Below are 13,873 nucleotides of genomic sequence, written 5' to 3'. Positions count from 1 at the left end.
GGGTGATGGGAGCCGCGATATTCCTGTGCCCAATCCCCAATCCGCCATTTAGCGGAACATTAACCCTAATGACCCATAAATTTCCTGAACGGCCCAGAATGGGCCTGCGTTCTGGAGATTGTCATGAAGCGCTCCCTTTCCGGCGCCATCGCGATGCTGGCGCTTGCCGCTGCGGCGCCAACCCTGGCCGCCGACTACCCGATGTTCGGAGCGATGCGCCCCTCCTATGACAATGGCTGGGAGCAGAGCACCGAAAACCCTCTCCGGATGGAAGCGGGCCTGCGCTACTGGTATTCGCTCGGTGAGCAGAGCGCCGAAATCGGCGGCAATTCCTACGATACCAATGATCGCAGCCACATCCTGGAAGGCCATCTCCGGATCGACGACGATTATACCTCGACCTTCCTCAAGGGGCAGGCCGGCTACGCCGTCTACACAACTGGCGATCACAACACCAATGTCGGCGTCCCGTCGCCCTTCGAAGGCGGGCAGATCGGCTATGCCGGTGCCGATTTCGGCTATACCCCGTTCGGCAACGAGACGTTCCGCTTCGGCGCCCTGGTCGGCTACCAGTACAACCGGGAATCTCCTGATCGAAATCGCTATGACGTCCAGAATGTCGACGGTCTCAACCTTCATTCGCTGCGTCTGGGTGTCACCGCTCACGCCGATATCAATGAAATGTTCGATATCGACGCTGAAATCGCCGCCATTCCCTACGCCTACGGCTATGGCGCCAGTGCCGAAATCCCCATGGCGGACACTGTCATTCAGGGTGTTACGGTCAACAGAACCCGCACCGAAACAAGCGGTGCCCTTTATGGCGCGAGCGGCCAGATCATGATCGGCTTTCACCCTACCGAGAACCTGACCATACGGGTCGGGGGCCGCGCCTGGCTGCTCGAGGGGCCGAGCAGTTCACGCCAGAAATGGTGGGAAGCATCCACGCCCGATAGCTATATCTACAGCGACCAGTCGCTGAACGGCTTTTCGCTGTTGCGCTATGGCGCCCTGGCCGAACTGACCGGCCGCTTCTAGAACCTCTCAGACTATCCGCCTATCTCGATCCGCTTGCCCTTGCCGGGGCGAGCGGATAAGTCTTGCCCGCGCCGGTTTGCGCCGCTGCGCCGCACCCATTTCTCCAGCATACGGGCAGCATTATCGTGACAGACCGCCTCAGAATTGCGCTTGCCCAGCTCAATCCCAAGGTTGGCGACATCGCCGGCAATCTGGCGCTCGCCCGCCAGGCCCTGAACGATGCCGTCGCCGCCAAGGCCGACATATTGCTGCTGTCCGAACTCTTCCTCACCAGCTATTTCCCTGACGATCTGCTGTTCAAGCCCAAATTCGTCGACGACGCGATCCGCGCCGCGCGCGAACTGGCCGCCGATACGGCCGGCACCGATACCGTGCTGATCCTGCCCACGGTTTGGCGCGACCAGACCGGCCTGCATAATGCGGTTGTGGTGGCCGAACACGGCCAGATCATCGCCGCGCGCCTCAAGCGCGAATTGCCCAATGACGATGTGTTCTATGAGAAGCGCTATTTCGTGCCCGGCGTCCTGCAGGAGCCGGTAACGATCAAGGGCGTCTCGGTCGGCATCCCCATCTGCGAGGATATCTGGCATCCCTGGGTCTGCGGCCATCTCGTCCAGCGTGGCGCCGAAATCCTGCTTTGCCCCAATGGTTCGCCCTATTGGACCAACAAGCAGCACATCCGCAAGGAACTGGTCCGCGCCCGCGTCGCCGAGGATCGCGTGCCGCTGCTCTATCTCAACCAGGTCGGCGGCCAGGACGAGCTGGTGTTCGACGGCGCTTCCTTTGCCATCGAGCCAGGCGACAAACTGGTCTTCCAGGGCAAGTCCTTCGCCAGCGATTTCATCGTGTCCGACTGGGTTGACGGTGAAGACGGCTGGAGCTGCACCAATGGCCATGTCACCGAACTCACCACCACCGACGAAGCGCCCTGGCTCGCCTGCGTGCTCGGCCTGCGCGACTATGTGCACAAGAACGGCTTCAAGCAGGTCGTGCTCGGCCTTTCGGGCGGCATAGATAGCGCCGTGGTCGCCGCCATGGCGGTCGATGCCTTCGGCGCCGAAAACGTTCACTGCCTCATGCTGCCCTATCGCTACACGTCCGAAGACAGCCTCAAGGACGCCAAGGATTGCGCCACCCGCCTCGGCGTGCGCTATGACATCGTCTCCATCGGCAATCCGGTAGATGACGCGCTGATCGAGCTGGCCCCCATCTTCGACAATCGCCCCGCCGATTTGGCCGAGGAGAACATCCAGTCCCGCATGCGCGGCGTGGTGTTGATGGCCGTTTCCAACAAGCTGGGCTCCATGCTGCTCACCACCGGCAACAAGTCGGAAATGGGCGTGGGCTATGCCACCATCTATGGCGACATGAATGGCGGCTATAACCCGCTCAAGGACATGTTCAAGATGGAGGTTTATCGGCTGGCCGCCTGGCGCAATAGTCACGTCCCCGGCGACTGCCTCGGCCCCTCGGGCGAAGTCATTCCCCAGAACATCATCGCCAAGGCCCCCAGCGCCGAACTGCGTCCCAACCAGACCGATCAGGATAGCCTGCCGCCCTATCCCGTGCTCGACGCCATTCTCACCGCCATGGTCGAAGACGAAAAGTCGATTCCCGAGATCGTTCGCATGGGCTATGACGAGGCGCTGGTGCAGCGCATCGAGCGACTGCTCAACATCGCCGAATACAAGCGCCGCCAGTCTGCTCCCGGTCCCAAGCTCACGCCCAAGGCATTCGGGCTGGGCCGCAAATATCCCATTACCAACGGCTACAAGGACCGGACCATCGGATGACCATAGTGCGCTGGGCGCCATCGCCCACTGGCCGCATTCACCTGGGCAATGCCCGCCCGGCCATGCTCAACTGGTTCTTCGCCAAGCGTCATGGCGGCCGCTACGTGCTGCGCATGGACGATACCGACACGGCCCGCTCCACCCGCGAATTTGCTGATGGCGTCGAGGCGGACTTGGCCTGGCTCGGCATCACGCCAGACCTTTTGGTCCGTCAGTCCGACCGCACCACGCTTTATGACGCCGCCCGCGACCGCCTCATCGCCGCCGGCCGGCTCTATCCCTGCTACGAAACCGAAGACGAACTCGACCGCCGCCGCAAGCGCGCCCGCGCCATGGGCAAGCCGCCGATCTACGATCGCGCCGCGCTGAAGCTGACCGATGCAGACCGCGCCAAGCTCGAAGCCGAGGGCCGCAAGCCCCATTGGCGCTTCAAGCTCGATGGCCGCCCCGTCCAGTTCGAAGACCTCATCAAGGGTCCCCAGACCGTCAACACCGCCTCCATGTCCGATCCGGTCCTGGTGCGCGAAGACGGCTCCTATCTCTACACGCTCCCCTCGGTCGTCGACGACATCGACCTTGCCATCACCCATGTCATCCGCGGCGAAGACCACGTTTCCAATACCGGCACCCAGATCGAAATCTTCGAGGCCCTGGGCGGCCCCGTGCCGATCTTCGGTCATCATAACCTTTTGACCGACGCCGAAGGGCAGGGCTTCTCCAAGCGCCTCGGCTCCCAGTCCCTGTCCGATTTCCGCGCCGAGGGCTACGAGCCCCTGGCCATTGCGATCATGGCCAGCATTACCGGCACCAGCCTGCCCATCGAGCCCTATGCCTCGCTGGACGACATCGCCGCCAGGCTCGATTTCTCCATGATCTCCCATGGCGCCGCCCGTTTCGATCCGGTCGAACTGGACAATCTCAACGCTCGCCTGCTGCACACCATGTCCTACGAGGAAGCGCTACCGCGCCTTTCCAGCCTTGGTCTGGAAGGGGAAGCCATCTGGCTGCTGCTGCGCGATAACCTCGCCAAATTCAGCGACATTATCGAATGGTCCAAGCTGGTTCTTGGCCCGGTCGAACCCGTCATTGCCGATGAAGATCGCGATTTCCTGGCGCTGGCCAAGGCGCTGCTGCCGCCCGAGCCATGGTCGCTCGAAACCTGGGGCGAGTGGACCAACGCGCTCAAGGCGGCCACCGGCCGTAAGGGCAAGCCGCTCTTTCTGCCGCTCCGTCTGGCCCTAACCGGCCGTCACGATGGCCCCGAGCTTAAGAGCCTGCTCCCGCTGGTTGGGCGTAAGGCGTGTCTGGACCGACTACCCTGACGACCTTGTCACCGAACTGCACCAATCGCAGCTGACTGTCGCCTGGCGGCGGTGCCACCACACGGGCCACCGTTTCCCCCGGTCCCGCCGGGCGCGGCCGGGGCAGGGGCACGTCGACCAGGCTGGCCGTCTGTACTGCGGCCGCTGCCAGTACAGGCACCTGGCCCCGCGGGTCGCGTAGCGGCAGGGGGAAGGCCACGCCCTGCACATCGATCATTGCCCGCGACTGGCCATCGGCAGTGGTCGCCGTCGTCAGCGTGCCGTCCGACTGCGGTGCCACCTTGCAGCTGGCGCTCATATCGATGGCATTGCGATATTTGAACGCCGTCGGCAGGTCCGTATAGGCCTGGTTGAACATGTTGCGCATCTGCTCGGGCTCTTGGCCCGGATTGTCGTAATAATAGATTTCGACCTGCTCATTCGGACACATGGCTTTGCATTGCCCCATGTCATTGCCGACATAGTCCGGCAGCGTCGAATAGCTGATCGGCCAGAAATAGCCGTCGCTCAGCCGCACACAGACCGTGCGCACCGTCCGATAGCCCTGATAGCCAAAATCGCCGCCATTCACCACCTGGCCATTGGAAAAGTCGCCTTCCGTGGTGGTGCCGAAAATGCGGTCGAACACGTTCTGGCGTTCATTCGAGAACGTCGCGTTCGAGCCGCCATTGGCGTTGCAGCCAAAGCGCGCCAGTTCCTGCAGGATCGCCTCGCGCTGCTGCGCAACCGCGCCGGCGGAATTGACCGATTGCGACACCGCCGCATAGTCCCGGCGCAGCCGCAACACTTCCCGTGCCACCTGCTGGCATTGCGGGCTAAGCGTTTGCCCGGCCTTGGCCGCGTCATTGCACCCGTCGCGGATGTAGCGGCTTTCCGCGTTCTGCACATCGCGCGCCAATTGGCGTGCGGCCTGCGAATTGCCGTCCCGCTGCTGGAAGTCCCCGTTCCGGTCGAACTGGCGCAACTGCCGCTCCAGTCGTGAACAGGCCGACGATTGAGCGTAGGCGGTGTTCACATCGAGCGCGAATAGCACCGTCGCCAGAATCAGGAGCAACAGCGCCCGAATGCTCATTCCGCCCAAATTCACCATGCCGCCCTACTCGTCCGCGCCGCAACGCACGCATATTATCGGCCTTAAGACATCGCTAGGGCCGGTTGCAACAGTATAGTATCGCGACATCAGCCGAGATAGCGCACCCCGGCCACACAAGCGCGAGAATGCACCGATGAATCTAGCCACGCTGAACAATGGCCGTCCGGATGGTCAGCTCGTGGTCCTTTCGCGTGACCGTCTGCGTTACGTCTCCGCCGGCCGGGTCGCGCCCACCTTGCAAGCTGCGCTTGATGATTGGAGCGTGGCCGCTCCCGGTCTATCGGCTCTCGCCACTCAGCTTGACGCCGGCCAGATCTCCGGCCAGGCCTTCGATGCCACCCGCGCCTTGGCTCCCTTGCCCCGCGCCTATCAGTGGATCGACGGCGCCGCCTATCTCAACCACGCCGAGCGCGCCCGCGCCCTCAAGGGCACGCGCGATGCCGAACTGGCCAACCGTCCGGTTCTCTATCAGGGAGGCTCGGATAGCCTTTCTGCGCCCACGGCCCCCATCGTTACGCCCGAAGCCGATCTGGCGCTCGATTTCGAGGCAGAGGTGGCCGTCATCATCGGCTCCGTGCCCATGCGCGCCACAAGCGAACAGGCTGCCGCCGCCATTCGCCTCGTTACCATCTGCAACGACGTTTCCCTGCGCCGCCTCGTTGCCAATGACCTGCAAAACGGCTTCGGCTTCTTCCACGCCAAGCCATCGACCGCCTTCGCACCCATAGTCACGACGCCGGCGGCGTTGGGCTCGGCATGGCGCGACAATCGCCTGCATCTGCCCGTCCGCTGCGAGGTGAATGGCACGCTCTACGGCCAGCCCAATGCCGGTGCCGGCATGTATTTCGATTTCCCCGCCCTCATCGTCGAGGCGGCACGAACGCGCGCCCTTGCTGCCGGCACCATTATTGGCGGCGGTACCATTTCCGTGCCGCACGAGGAAAGCCTACCCATCAAGCCTAACGGCATCGGTTTCGCCTGCATCGTCGAGGCCCGCAATGTCGAAAAGCTCAAATATGGTCGCGCCCGCACACCCTATCTACAACCAGGCGACACCATCCGCATCGGCGCCATTGGCAGCGATGGCCAATCGGTCTTCGGCGACATCGTGCAAACCGTAGAGCTGCTCTGATCCAAGGAGACCTCACGGTAAGCCCCTACGTTGGAAGCGACCATTCTTTCCCCCTTGACCGCCGCCATCACTACAGCCAATGTCTCCGGCATGACGATCGCTGCGATCCAGATTAACGTCTGCATTATTACCTGCTAACCACTCGTTGGCGGCGCGGTCTTCTTCATCCTGATTTTCTGATACCCGAAGAGCCGTCTGCCAGCGCAACTCCGCATGGCCAGGAAGCCTTTTGATGACCTCGGGAACTCCGCTTTCGCTCTACAATACGCTGACCCGCACCAAGGAACCCTTCGTTCCCCTGGATGCGGAAAATGTGCGCATGTATGTCTGCGGCCCCACGGTCTATGACTTCGCCCATATCGGCAACGCGCGGCCGGTCATCGTTTTTGACCTGCTGTTCCGCCTGCTGCGCCACACCTATGGCGCCGGCAAGGTCACCTATGTCCGCAACATCACGGACGTCGACGACAAGATCAACGCCCGCGCCGCCCGCGATTTCCCCACGCTCCCGCTTAACGAAGCGATCCGCCGCGTCACCGAAAAAACCGGCGATCAATTTGCCGCCGACGTCAAGGCGCTGGGCACGCTCGAGCCCACCTATCAGCCCCGCGCCACCGATTTCGTGCTGCCCCGGCCCGATGGCAAGCCCGACATGGTCTCCCTGATCGAGCGTCTCATCGCCAATGGCCACGCCTATGAGGCCAATGGCGAAGTGCTGTTCGACGTCAAATCCATGCCTGATTACGGCCAGCTCTCCGGCCGCAACCTGGAAGACAATCTCGCCGGTGCCCGCATTGCCGTCGACGCCCACAAGAAGAACCCCGCCGATTTCGTGCTCTGGAAACAATCCAGCGCCGAAGAGCCCGGCTGGGAGAGCCCATGGGGCAGGGGGCGTCCCGGCTGGCATATCGAATGCTCGGCCATGAGCGCGGCCTATCTCGGTGAGGTTTTCGACATTCATGGCGGCGGGCTCGATCTGATCTTCCCGCACCACGAAAACGAAATCGCCCAGTCCCGCTGCGCCCATGGTACGCACGAAATGGCCCGCGTCTGGATGCACAACGGCTTCCTCCAGGTCGAAGGACAAAAAATGTCCAAGAGCCTGGGCAATTTCGTCACCATCAATGACCTGCTCGAAACCGGCACCATGGGCGGCCACGCTTGGCATGGCGATGTGCTGCGCCTGGCCATGCTGATGACCCATTATCGCGAGCCCATCGATTTCTCGGTCAAGCGCCTCGAAGAAGCCGAAACCAAACTCCGCGACTGGCAACGCGCCGCCCGCGGCGCCGAATTGGCCAAAGACGACGCCCCCGACGCCTCGGTCGTCGCCGAACTTGCCGACGACCTCAATTTCCACCGCGCCAGCGTCGTGCTCGACGCCATCGCCAAAAAAGCCAATCGCGACGACGCCCGCGCCAGCCATTGCTTGGCCGCCACTCTCAGCTTCCTCGGCTTCAGCCTCGATAGCCTGCTCACCTCCGACGACGGCTGGGAAGAACCACCCCACATCCTCGCCGCCATCGAAAACCGCCTCGCCGCCCTCAATGCCAAAGACTTCGCCAAAGCCGACACCATCCGCAACGAATTGTCCGAACAAGGCATTTCTCTGATGGACTACAAGGACCCCGAAACGGGCGAGCGGAAGACGAAGTGGGAGAGCAAGAGGTGAAGGCCCCGCCTTCAGCATATGCGGAGGCAACCCCTCACCCGGCCGCTGCGCGGCCACCCTCTCCCTCAAGGGGCGAGGGTGACATCGTGCAGCCGGCAGTCGCTGAGCCCGTCCCAACCACCGGCCAACCCTCTCCCCTTGAGGGAGAGGGTGCCCGAAGGGCGGGTGAGGGGTCTGCGCCCCGTCATGCCAGAGCCGAATGGCGTGGCACAAAGCTGCCCAGGCTGCGTGGCTTTGCCAAAGCCATGCGTCACCAACCGACCGAAGCGGAAGCCAAGTGCTGGGTACTCCTCCGCAACAGGCGGCTCGCGGATTTCAAATTCCGCCGCCAATTGCCCATCGGTGATTTCATTGCGGACTTCGTCTGTCTTGAAAGCCATCTCATCATCGAACTCGACGGCAGCCAACACGCCGAATCCACTTACGACGCCCGTCGCGATGCCTATCTGAAAGCCCAAGGCTTCCGCCTTCTCCGCATCTGGAACAACGATATCCTCGCCCGCCCCGATGCGGTACTTGAGGCTGTCTGGGCTGCCCTTCATCAGGAGCAATTGTCATGACCGCCATCATCGACCATGCCGGCTTTGCTGTATCCGATTTCGCGGCAGCCAAGGCCTTCTACACCGCCGTTTTCGCCCCTCTGGGCATAGTCGTCCTCGCCGATTTCACTCATGAAGGCGAACACCATGCCGGCTTCGGCAAGGATAAACCCGATTTCTGGATCGGCACCGGCAAGCCCGCCCTGTCCGGCATGCACCTGGCCTTCACCGCACAATCCCGCGCCGAGGTAGACGCCTTCCATGCCGCCGCGCTCGCCGCCGGTGGCAAGGACAACGGCGCCCCCGGCCTGCGCGCGCATTACCACCCCAATTACTACGGCGCCTTCGTGTTCGATCTCGATGGCAACAATATCGAAGCGGTCTGTCATGCCCCCAAATAGTCCTCATACCGGCGGCTGCCAGTGCGGCGCCGTCCGCTTCAGCGTCACCCGGTTGGGCCGCCCCTCCATCTGCCATTGCCGTATGTGCCAGAAGGCCTTTGGCAGCTTTTTCGGCCCGCTGGTCACCGCTCATAACGCCGCCTGGACCCGGGGCGAGCCCAAATGGTTCCAAAGCTCCAACGCCGCCCGCCGCGCCTTTTGCGGCGATTGCGGCACGCCCCTGGGCTACGAAACCCGCTTCGGCCTCGAACTCGCCATCGGCGCTTTCGATGACCCCAGCGTCGCTGCCCCGCAAATCCAGGTGAACCTGGCCGACAAGCTCCCCTTCTTCGACGGCCTCACCAGCCTGCCCATCGCCACCCATCAAAGCGATGAATGGCGCGATTTCCTCGCCGGCATCCATTCCAACCAGCATCCCGACCACGACACCGATGATTGGCCACCGAAGAGGGAAGAGCCATGAGTGAAGCCTATCGCCACCAGGTCCGCAGCGGCGGCTGTCAATGCGGCGCCATCCGCTTCCACGCCACCGAACTGCGCGACAATCCCCATGTCTGCTATTGCCGCATGTGCCAGAAAGCCATGGGCAATCTCTTTGCCGCCCTGGTCGGCGTGCGCCACCATCACCTCACCTGGACGCGCGGCAAACCCGCAGAATTCATGAGCTCGGACCCGGCTGCGCGCGGTTTCTGCCGCGATTGCGGCACGCCGCTCTACTATCGCACCATCGGTGGCGAACATCTTTCCATGTCCATCGGCGCCTTCGATGAGCCCCACACAATTCCGGTGCTCTACCAATTCGGCATCGAAGGCCGGCACCCCTCCCTGCTGCATCTCGCTGACATCGAAGAGGTGGGCACCACCGAGGCCAACATGCCCGACGAAGTCGGCCCCATCCGCGATACCAATCACCAGCACCCCGACCACGATACTGAGCGCTGGCCATGAGCACGCCCGTCCTCACCGGCGGCTGCCAATGCGGCGCTGTGCGCTACGCCCTCGATCAGCAGCCGCAGAATGTCCATGTCTGCCACTGCCGCATGTGCCAGAAGGCCGTTGGTGGTCCTTTCGCCATCATCTGTCCTGTCTTCAAAACAGCATTCCGCGTTACGCGCGGCACCATCAGCTACTTCCATAGTTCCGACATTGCCCGGCGCGGTTTCTGCAGCGCCTGCGGCACGCCGTTGATTTTCGAATATCCCGATGCCGAGGATCTCGGTGTTCTGGTGGGAACCCTGGACGAGCCAGACCGCGCCCCGCCGGAAAACCAGTATGGCAATGAAAGCCGCGTCGCCTGGTATGGCGGGCTGACGCAGGTTCCCGGTGATCGGCCGACCTATGCCGACAATCCCGACATGCTCCACCGCATCAGCAGCAGCAATCACCAACACCCCGATCACGACACGCTGGTCTGGCCGGACCCCAGTTGAGTACTAAAATGCCCAAAGAACGCCTCTATATCTTCGACACCACTCTGCGCGACGGCGCCCAGACGGCCGGAATCGAGTTCTCGCTCGAGGACAAGATTTCCATTGCCGGCCTGCTGGAACAATTGGGTGTCGACTATATTGAAGGCGGCTATCCCGGCGCCAACCCGGTCGATACCGAGTTCTTCGAAACCCGTCGCACTAAGAAGGCCAAATTCACCGCCTTCGGCATGACCAAGCGGGCAGGGCGCTCCGCCGCCAATGATCCGGGCATTCAGGCTCTCCTCAATTCGCGCGCCGACGCCACCTGCTTTGTTGCCAAAACCTGGGACCACCAGGTCAAGGTCGCGCTCGAAATCAGCCTCGAAGATAATCTCGAAAACCTGCGCGACACCGTCGCCGCCGCCGTCGTCGCCGGCAAGGAAGCGTTGATCGACTGCGAGCACTTCTTCGACGGCTTCAAGGCCAATCCCGATTACGCGCTCTCCTGCGTCAAGACCGCGCTCGATGCCGGCGCGCGCTGGGTCGTGCTCTGCGACACCAATGGCGGCACCATGCCGTCCGAAATCCGCGACATCGTCGGCAAGGTCCTAGCCGTCGCCCCTGGCGACCACCTGGGCATCCATGCCCATGACGATACCGGCCAGGCCGTCGCCAACACGCTCGCCGCCATCGAGGCCGGCGTGCGCCAAATCCAGGGTACGCTGAACGGCATCGGCGAGCGCTGCGGCAATGCCAACCTCATCACCATCATCCCCACGCTGGTGCTGAAACCCCTCTTTGCCGACCGTTTCGAAACCAATATCGATGCGGCCCGCCTCGAACGGCTGACCCAGATTTCCCGCGCTTTCGACGACCGGCTCAACCGTGCTCCGCAGCGCCAATCCCCCTATGTCGGCGCCTCGGCCTTCGCGACCAAAGCGGGCATCCATGCCTCGGCCCTGCTCAAGGATTTTTCCACCTATGAGCATGTCCCGCCTGAAAGCGTGGGCAATGAGCGCTCCATCATGGTCAGCCAGCAGGCCGGCAAATCCAATCTGCTGACCGCCCTGGCCCGGCACGACATCATCCTAGCCAAGGATGATCCGCGCCTCGAAAAGCTCCTCGCCACCGTCAAGGAGCGCGAAGCCCGCGGCTATTCCTATGATGGCGCCGATGCCTCTTTCGCCGTCCTCGCCCATGAAGTGCTGGGAACGCTGCCCAGCTATTTCACCGTCGAAAACTATCGCGCCAGCGTCGAACGCCGCCACAATGCCCAGGGCGAAGAAATCACTGTCACCGAAGCCGTGGTCAAAATCCGCGTCGCTGGCGAATTGCTGATGTCGGTGGCCGAAGGCAATGGCCCGGTCAACGCGCTCGATCTGGCCATGCGCAAAGACCTCGGCAAATATTCGGCCCGCATCGAGGATCTGGAACTGGTCGACTTCAAGGTCCGTATCCTGGACGGCGGCACGGGCGCGGTCACCCGTGTACTGGTAGAAAGCCGCGATGGCACCGGCGAGCGCTGGTATACGATCGGGGTATCCCCCAACATCATTGATGCAAGCTTTGAAGCTCTATATGAATCCATCACATATAAGCTGTTGAAGACTGAAGCGGCGCAGGGGACAACAGAAAAGGTGGCATAGCTTTGGCGGCCCGGTGGCCCCGTATTGGAGGAAAAACTGGCCGATTCCGCACCGAACCAACCTCTTGCTCTCACCCTTGGTGCAGCGGCGGTTACCCTTGTGGTTGTCATCGGCGTCCTGGCGGGTCCATCTTTAGTCGATTGCTTCAACAGCGAAGGCAATATGGGCCAGTGCCTGCGCGGCAAGATGGCCGATGCCGGCATCCTGTCGCGTCCGGCGACTGCCGTAGCCACCCCGGAACAGACCGCCCTGGCCGAGCCACCTGCCATCACGCCAGCGCCGGAACCCGCCGCCACCGAACCTCAGCCTGAAGCTGCCCCGCCCGCGGCGGAAACTCCCGCTGTTCCGGACGATCTGGTCGGCGCCACGTTCGGCCTTTTGCGGGCCGAGCCTGACGGGTCTGTCGTCATCGCCGGCAGCGGCACACCTGGCAGCGAGGTCGAAGTCTTTGCCGATGGCGAATTGCTGGGCAAGACCATTGTTGAGCCCAGCGGCGATTGGGTTCTGGTCCCCGATGCGCCAATCCCGCCAGGCGGCACCGAGATCACCCTAGGCGAATCCGGCAAGGACGGTCAGGCCGCCGAAGCCTTTGTCGTCGTCATCAATCCTGACAAATCCAGCGAACCCCTGGTGGTTGCCAGCACGCCCGGCGCCGCCAGCCAGGTTCTGCAGGGCCTGACGCCGCCGGCGGGTCAGACGACCGCCGTGGCAGCCGCCGAGCCCGCTCCCGCAGCGGCACCTCCGGCCGCACCTGCTCCCGAAGCGGTTCCTGCATCTGAACCTGCGCCCACGTCCGAGCCTGCACCTGAATCGGCTCCCGAGGCTCCCGCAACCGAGGTTCAGCCTGCCTCGGAGCCGGCAAGCGTGCCCGAACCGGCGCCGGCAGCTCCCGCAGCCGGGGCGCCTGCATCGCCGCCCCCTGCGCCCGAAACCAGCGTCGCTGCCGCCGACCCCGCTCCCACAACACCGCCGCCCGTTGCCGCACCTGCCGACAGCGCACCGCCAACCATTGACGCTATCGAGATCGAGGGTAGCCGCACGTTCTTCGCCGGCGGCGGGCCAGAGGGCGCCACCATGCGCCTCTATGTTGACGATGCCTTTATTGCCGATGCCATCGTCTCCGATGGCCGGTGGCTGGTTGAGGCCGGCAATGTCCTGACCAAGCCGAGCCAGCGCATCCGCATCGATATGCTGCAGCCCGGCAGCGCCGAGGTTGCCGCGCGTGCTGAAGTCGATTTCGTGGTCGATCTCCCCGAAGCCGAGCCGCCCGTTGCAGTCGCCCAGGCCGAGCCAGCAGCAGCGCCGGAGCCACCCGCCGAGCCGGCGCCGGCTCCTCCTGCCGAAGCCGCGCAGCCCGCTCCGGCATCGAGCCAACCCGCTCCAGCGGCTGGTCGTGAACCGGCGCCAAACGCACCTGCCGAACCCGCACCGGTCCCCGCCGAACCAGCGGCGTTACCTGCTGCGACTACTACTGTCCCGTCCGCCGAACCGCAGCCAGCCACCAGCGACGAAGCCGAAATTCCCACCATGGTCGCCACCGCAGTCGGCGACCCGGAAGCCGCCCGCTTCGCCTCCGGCAAGGCCATCATCCGCACCGGCGACAATCTGTGGACCATTGCCCGCCGGGTCTATGGCGCGGGCATCAAATACACCACCATCTACGAAGCCAATAACGGCCAGATCCGCGACCCCGACCGTATCTATCCGGGCCAGGTTTTCGATCTGCCAAGTGCGGCCGACTAGTCAAGTGTGATGGCCCGCGGAAAAGCGGGCCATTGAACTTGCGCCCGCGAACCCCATCTTCTATCGTAAATCGACGATCAAAAAA

The 13,873-nt window shown here is 63.2% G+C and carries 13 protein-coding genes; 12 read left to right on the top strand and 1 reads right to left on the bottom strand.

The genetic code is table 11. The features are described 5' to 3' along the window. The first annotated feature begins 123 nt into the window (after nucleotides 1-123). The 3 genes from QQL79_RS10785 (at nucleotide 124) to gltX (ending at nucleotide 4,153) form a co-directional block, all read left to right on the top strand. Complete coding sequence (locus QQL79_RS10785; protein WP_284390652.1) at nucleotides 124-1,038, top strand: hypothetical protein; 915 nt, start codon at nucleotides 124-126, stop codon at nucleotides 1,036-1,038. Between the two features lie 125 nt (nucleotides 1,039-1,163). Beyond that, entirely contained in the window at nucleotides 1,164-2,831 is a 1,668-nt protein-coding gene (locus tag QQL79_RS10780; RefSeq protein ID WP_284390650.1) for an NAD+ synthase, read from the top strand. Next, on the top strand, nucleotides 2,828-4,153 hold the full coding sequence (gene gltX, locus QQL79_RS10775) for a glutamate--tRNA ligase (protein ID WP_284390648.1): 1,326 nt from the start codon (nucleotides 2,828-2,830) through the stop codon (nucleotides 4,151-4,153). Before QQL79_RS10780 ends, gltX begins: the two co-directional genes overlap by 4 nt. Here gltX and QQL79_RS10770 read toward each other — a convergent pair. Further along, complete coding sequence (locus tag QQL79_RS10770; RefSeq protein WP_284390643.1) at nucleotides 4,098-5,225, bottom strand: DUF2865 domain-containing protein; 1,128 nt, start codon at nucleotides 5,223-5,225, stop codon at nucleotides 4,098-4,100. The two genes, gltX and QQL79_RS10770, sit on opposite strands and share 56 nt — an antisense overlap. Nucleotides 5,226-5,379: 154 nt before the next feature. Between QQL79_RS10770 and QQL79_RS10765 the strand changes: the two genes are divergently transcribed. From QQL79_RS10765 to QQL79_RS10725, 9 genes are all read left to right on the top strand, one after another. After that, entirely contained in the window at nucleotides 5,380-6,378 is a 999-nt protein-coding gene (locus QQL79_RS10765) for a fumarylacetoacetate hydrolase family protein (protein ID WP_284390641.1), read from the top strand. Between the two features lie 229 nt (nucleotides 6,379-6,607). Next, on the top strand, nucleotides 6,608-8,050 hold the full coding sequence (gene cysS, locus QQL79_RS10760; RefSeq protein WP_370461208.1) for a cysteine--tRNA ligase: 1,443 nt from the start codon (nucleotides 6,608-6,610) through the stop codon (nucleotides 8,048-8,050). A 245-nt stretch (nucleotides 8,051-8,295) separates the two neighbouring features. Beyond that, nucleotides 8,296-8,610 carry an endonuclease domain-containing protein gene (locus QQL79_RS10755; RefSeq protein WP_284390637.1) on the top strand — a complete coding sequence of 105 codons (315 nt, stop codon included), beginning with the start codon at nucleotides 8,296-8,298 and terminating at the stop codon, nucleotides 8,608-8,610. Nucleotides 8,611-8,615: 5 nt separating this feature from the next. Beyond that, the gene (locus QQL79_RS10750; protein ID WP_284392869.1) at nucleotides 8,616-8,990 is read left to right on the top strand and encodes a VOC family protein; all 375 of its coding nucleotides are present in this window, start codon (nucleotides 8,616-8,618) and stop codon (nucleotides 8,988-8,990) included. After that, complete coding sequence (locus QQL79_RS10745; RefSeq protein WP_284390636.1) at nucleotides 8,977-9,453, top strand: GFA family protein; 477 nt, start codon at nucleotides 8,977-8,979, stop codon at nucleotides 9,451-9,453. The genes QQL79_RS10750 and QQL79_RS10745 overlap by 14 nt, the downstream gene beginning before the upstream one ends. Then, on the top strand, nucleotides 9,450-9,938 hold the full coding sequence (locus QQL79_RS10740) for a GFA family protein (protein WP_284390634.1): 489 nt from the start codon (nucleotides 9,450-9,452) through the stop codon (nucleotides 9,936-9,938). The genes QQL79_RS10745 and QQL79_RS10740 overlap by 4 nt, the downstream gene beginning before the upstream one ends. After that, nucleotides 9,935-10,420, top strand: coding sequence for a GFA family protein (locus QQL79_RS10735; RefSeq protein WP_284390632.1), 486 nt, complete (start codon nucleotides 9,935-9,937; stop codon nucleotides 10,418-10,420). The genes QQL79_RS10740 and QQL79_RS10735 overlap by 4 nt, the downstream gene beginning before the upstream one ends. A gap of 8 nt (nucleotides 10,421-10,428) precedes the next feature. After that, entirely contained in the window at nucleotides 10,429-12,045 is a 1,617-nt protein-coding gene (gene cimA / locus QQL79_RS10730) for a citramalate synthase (RefSeq protein WP_284390630.1), read from the top strand. A gap of 99 nt (nucleotides 12,046-12,144) precedes the next feature. Then, complete coding sequence (locus tag QQL79_RS10725; RefSeq protein ID WP_284390628.1) at nucleotides 12,145-13,788, top strand: LysM peptidoglycan-binding domain-containing protein; 1,644 nt, start codon at nucleotides 12,145-12,147, stop codon at nucleotides 13,786-13,788. The last annotated feature ends 85 nt before the right edge of the window (nucleotides 13,789-13,873 follow it).

It is taken from the genome of Devosia yakushimensis (genome assembly GCF_030159855.1).
In the GTDB taxonomy this organism is placed as follows: domain Bacteria; phylum Pseudomonadota; class Alphaproteobacteria; order Rhizobiales; family Devosiaceae; genus Devosia; species Devosia yakushimensis.
This window is presented reverse-complemented; position numbering and strand designations above follow the sequence as displayed.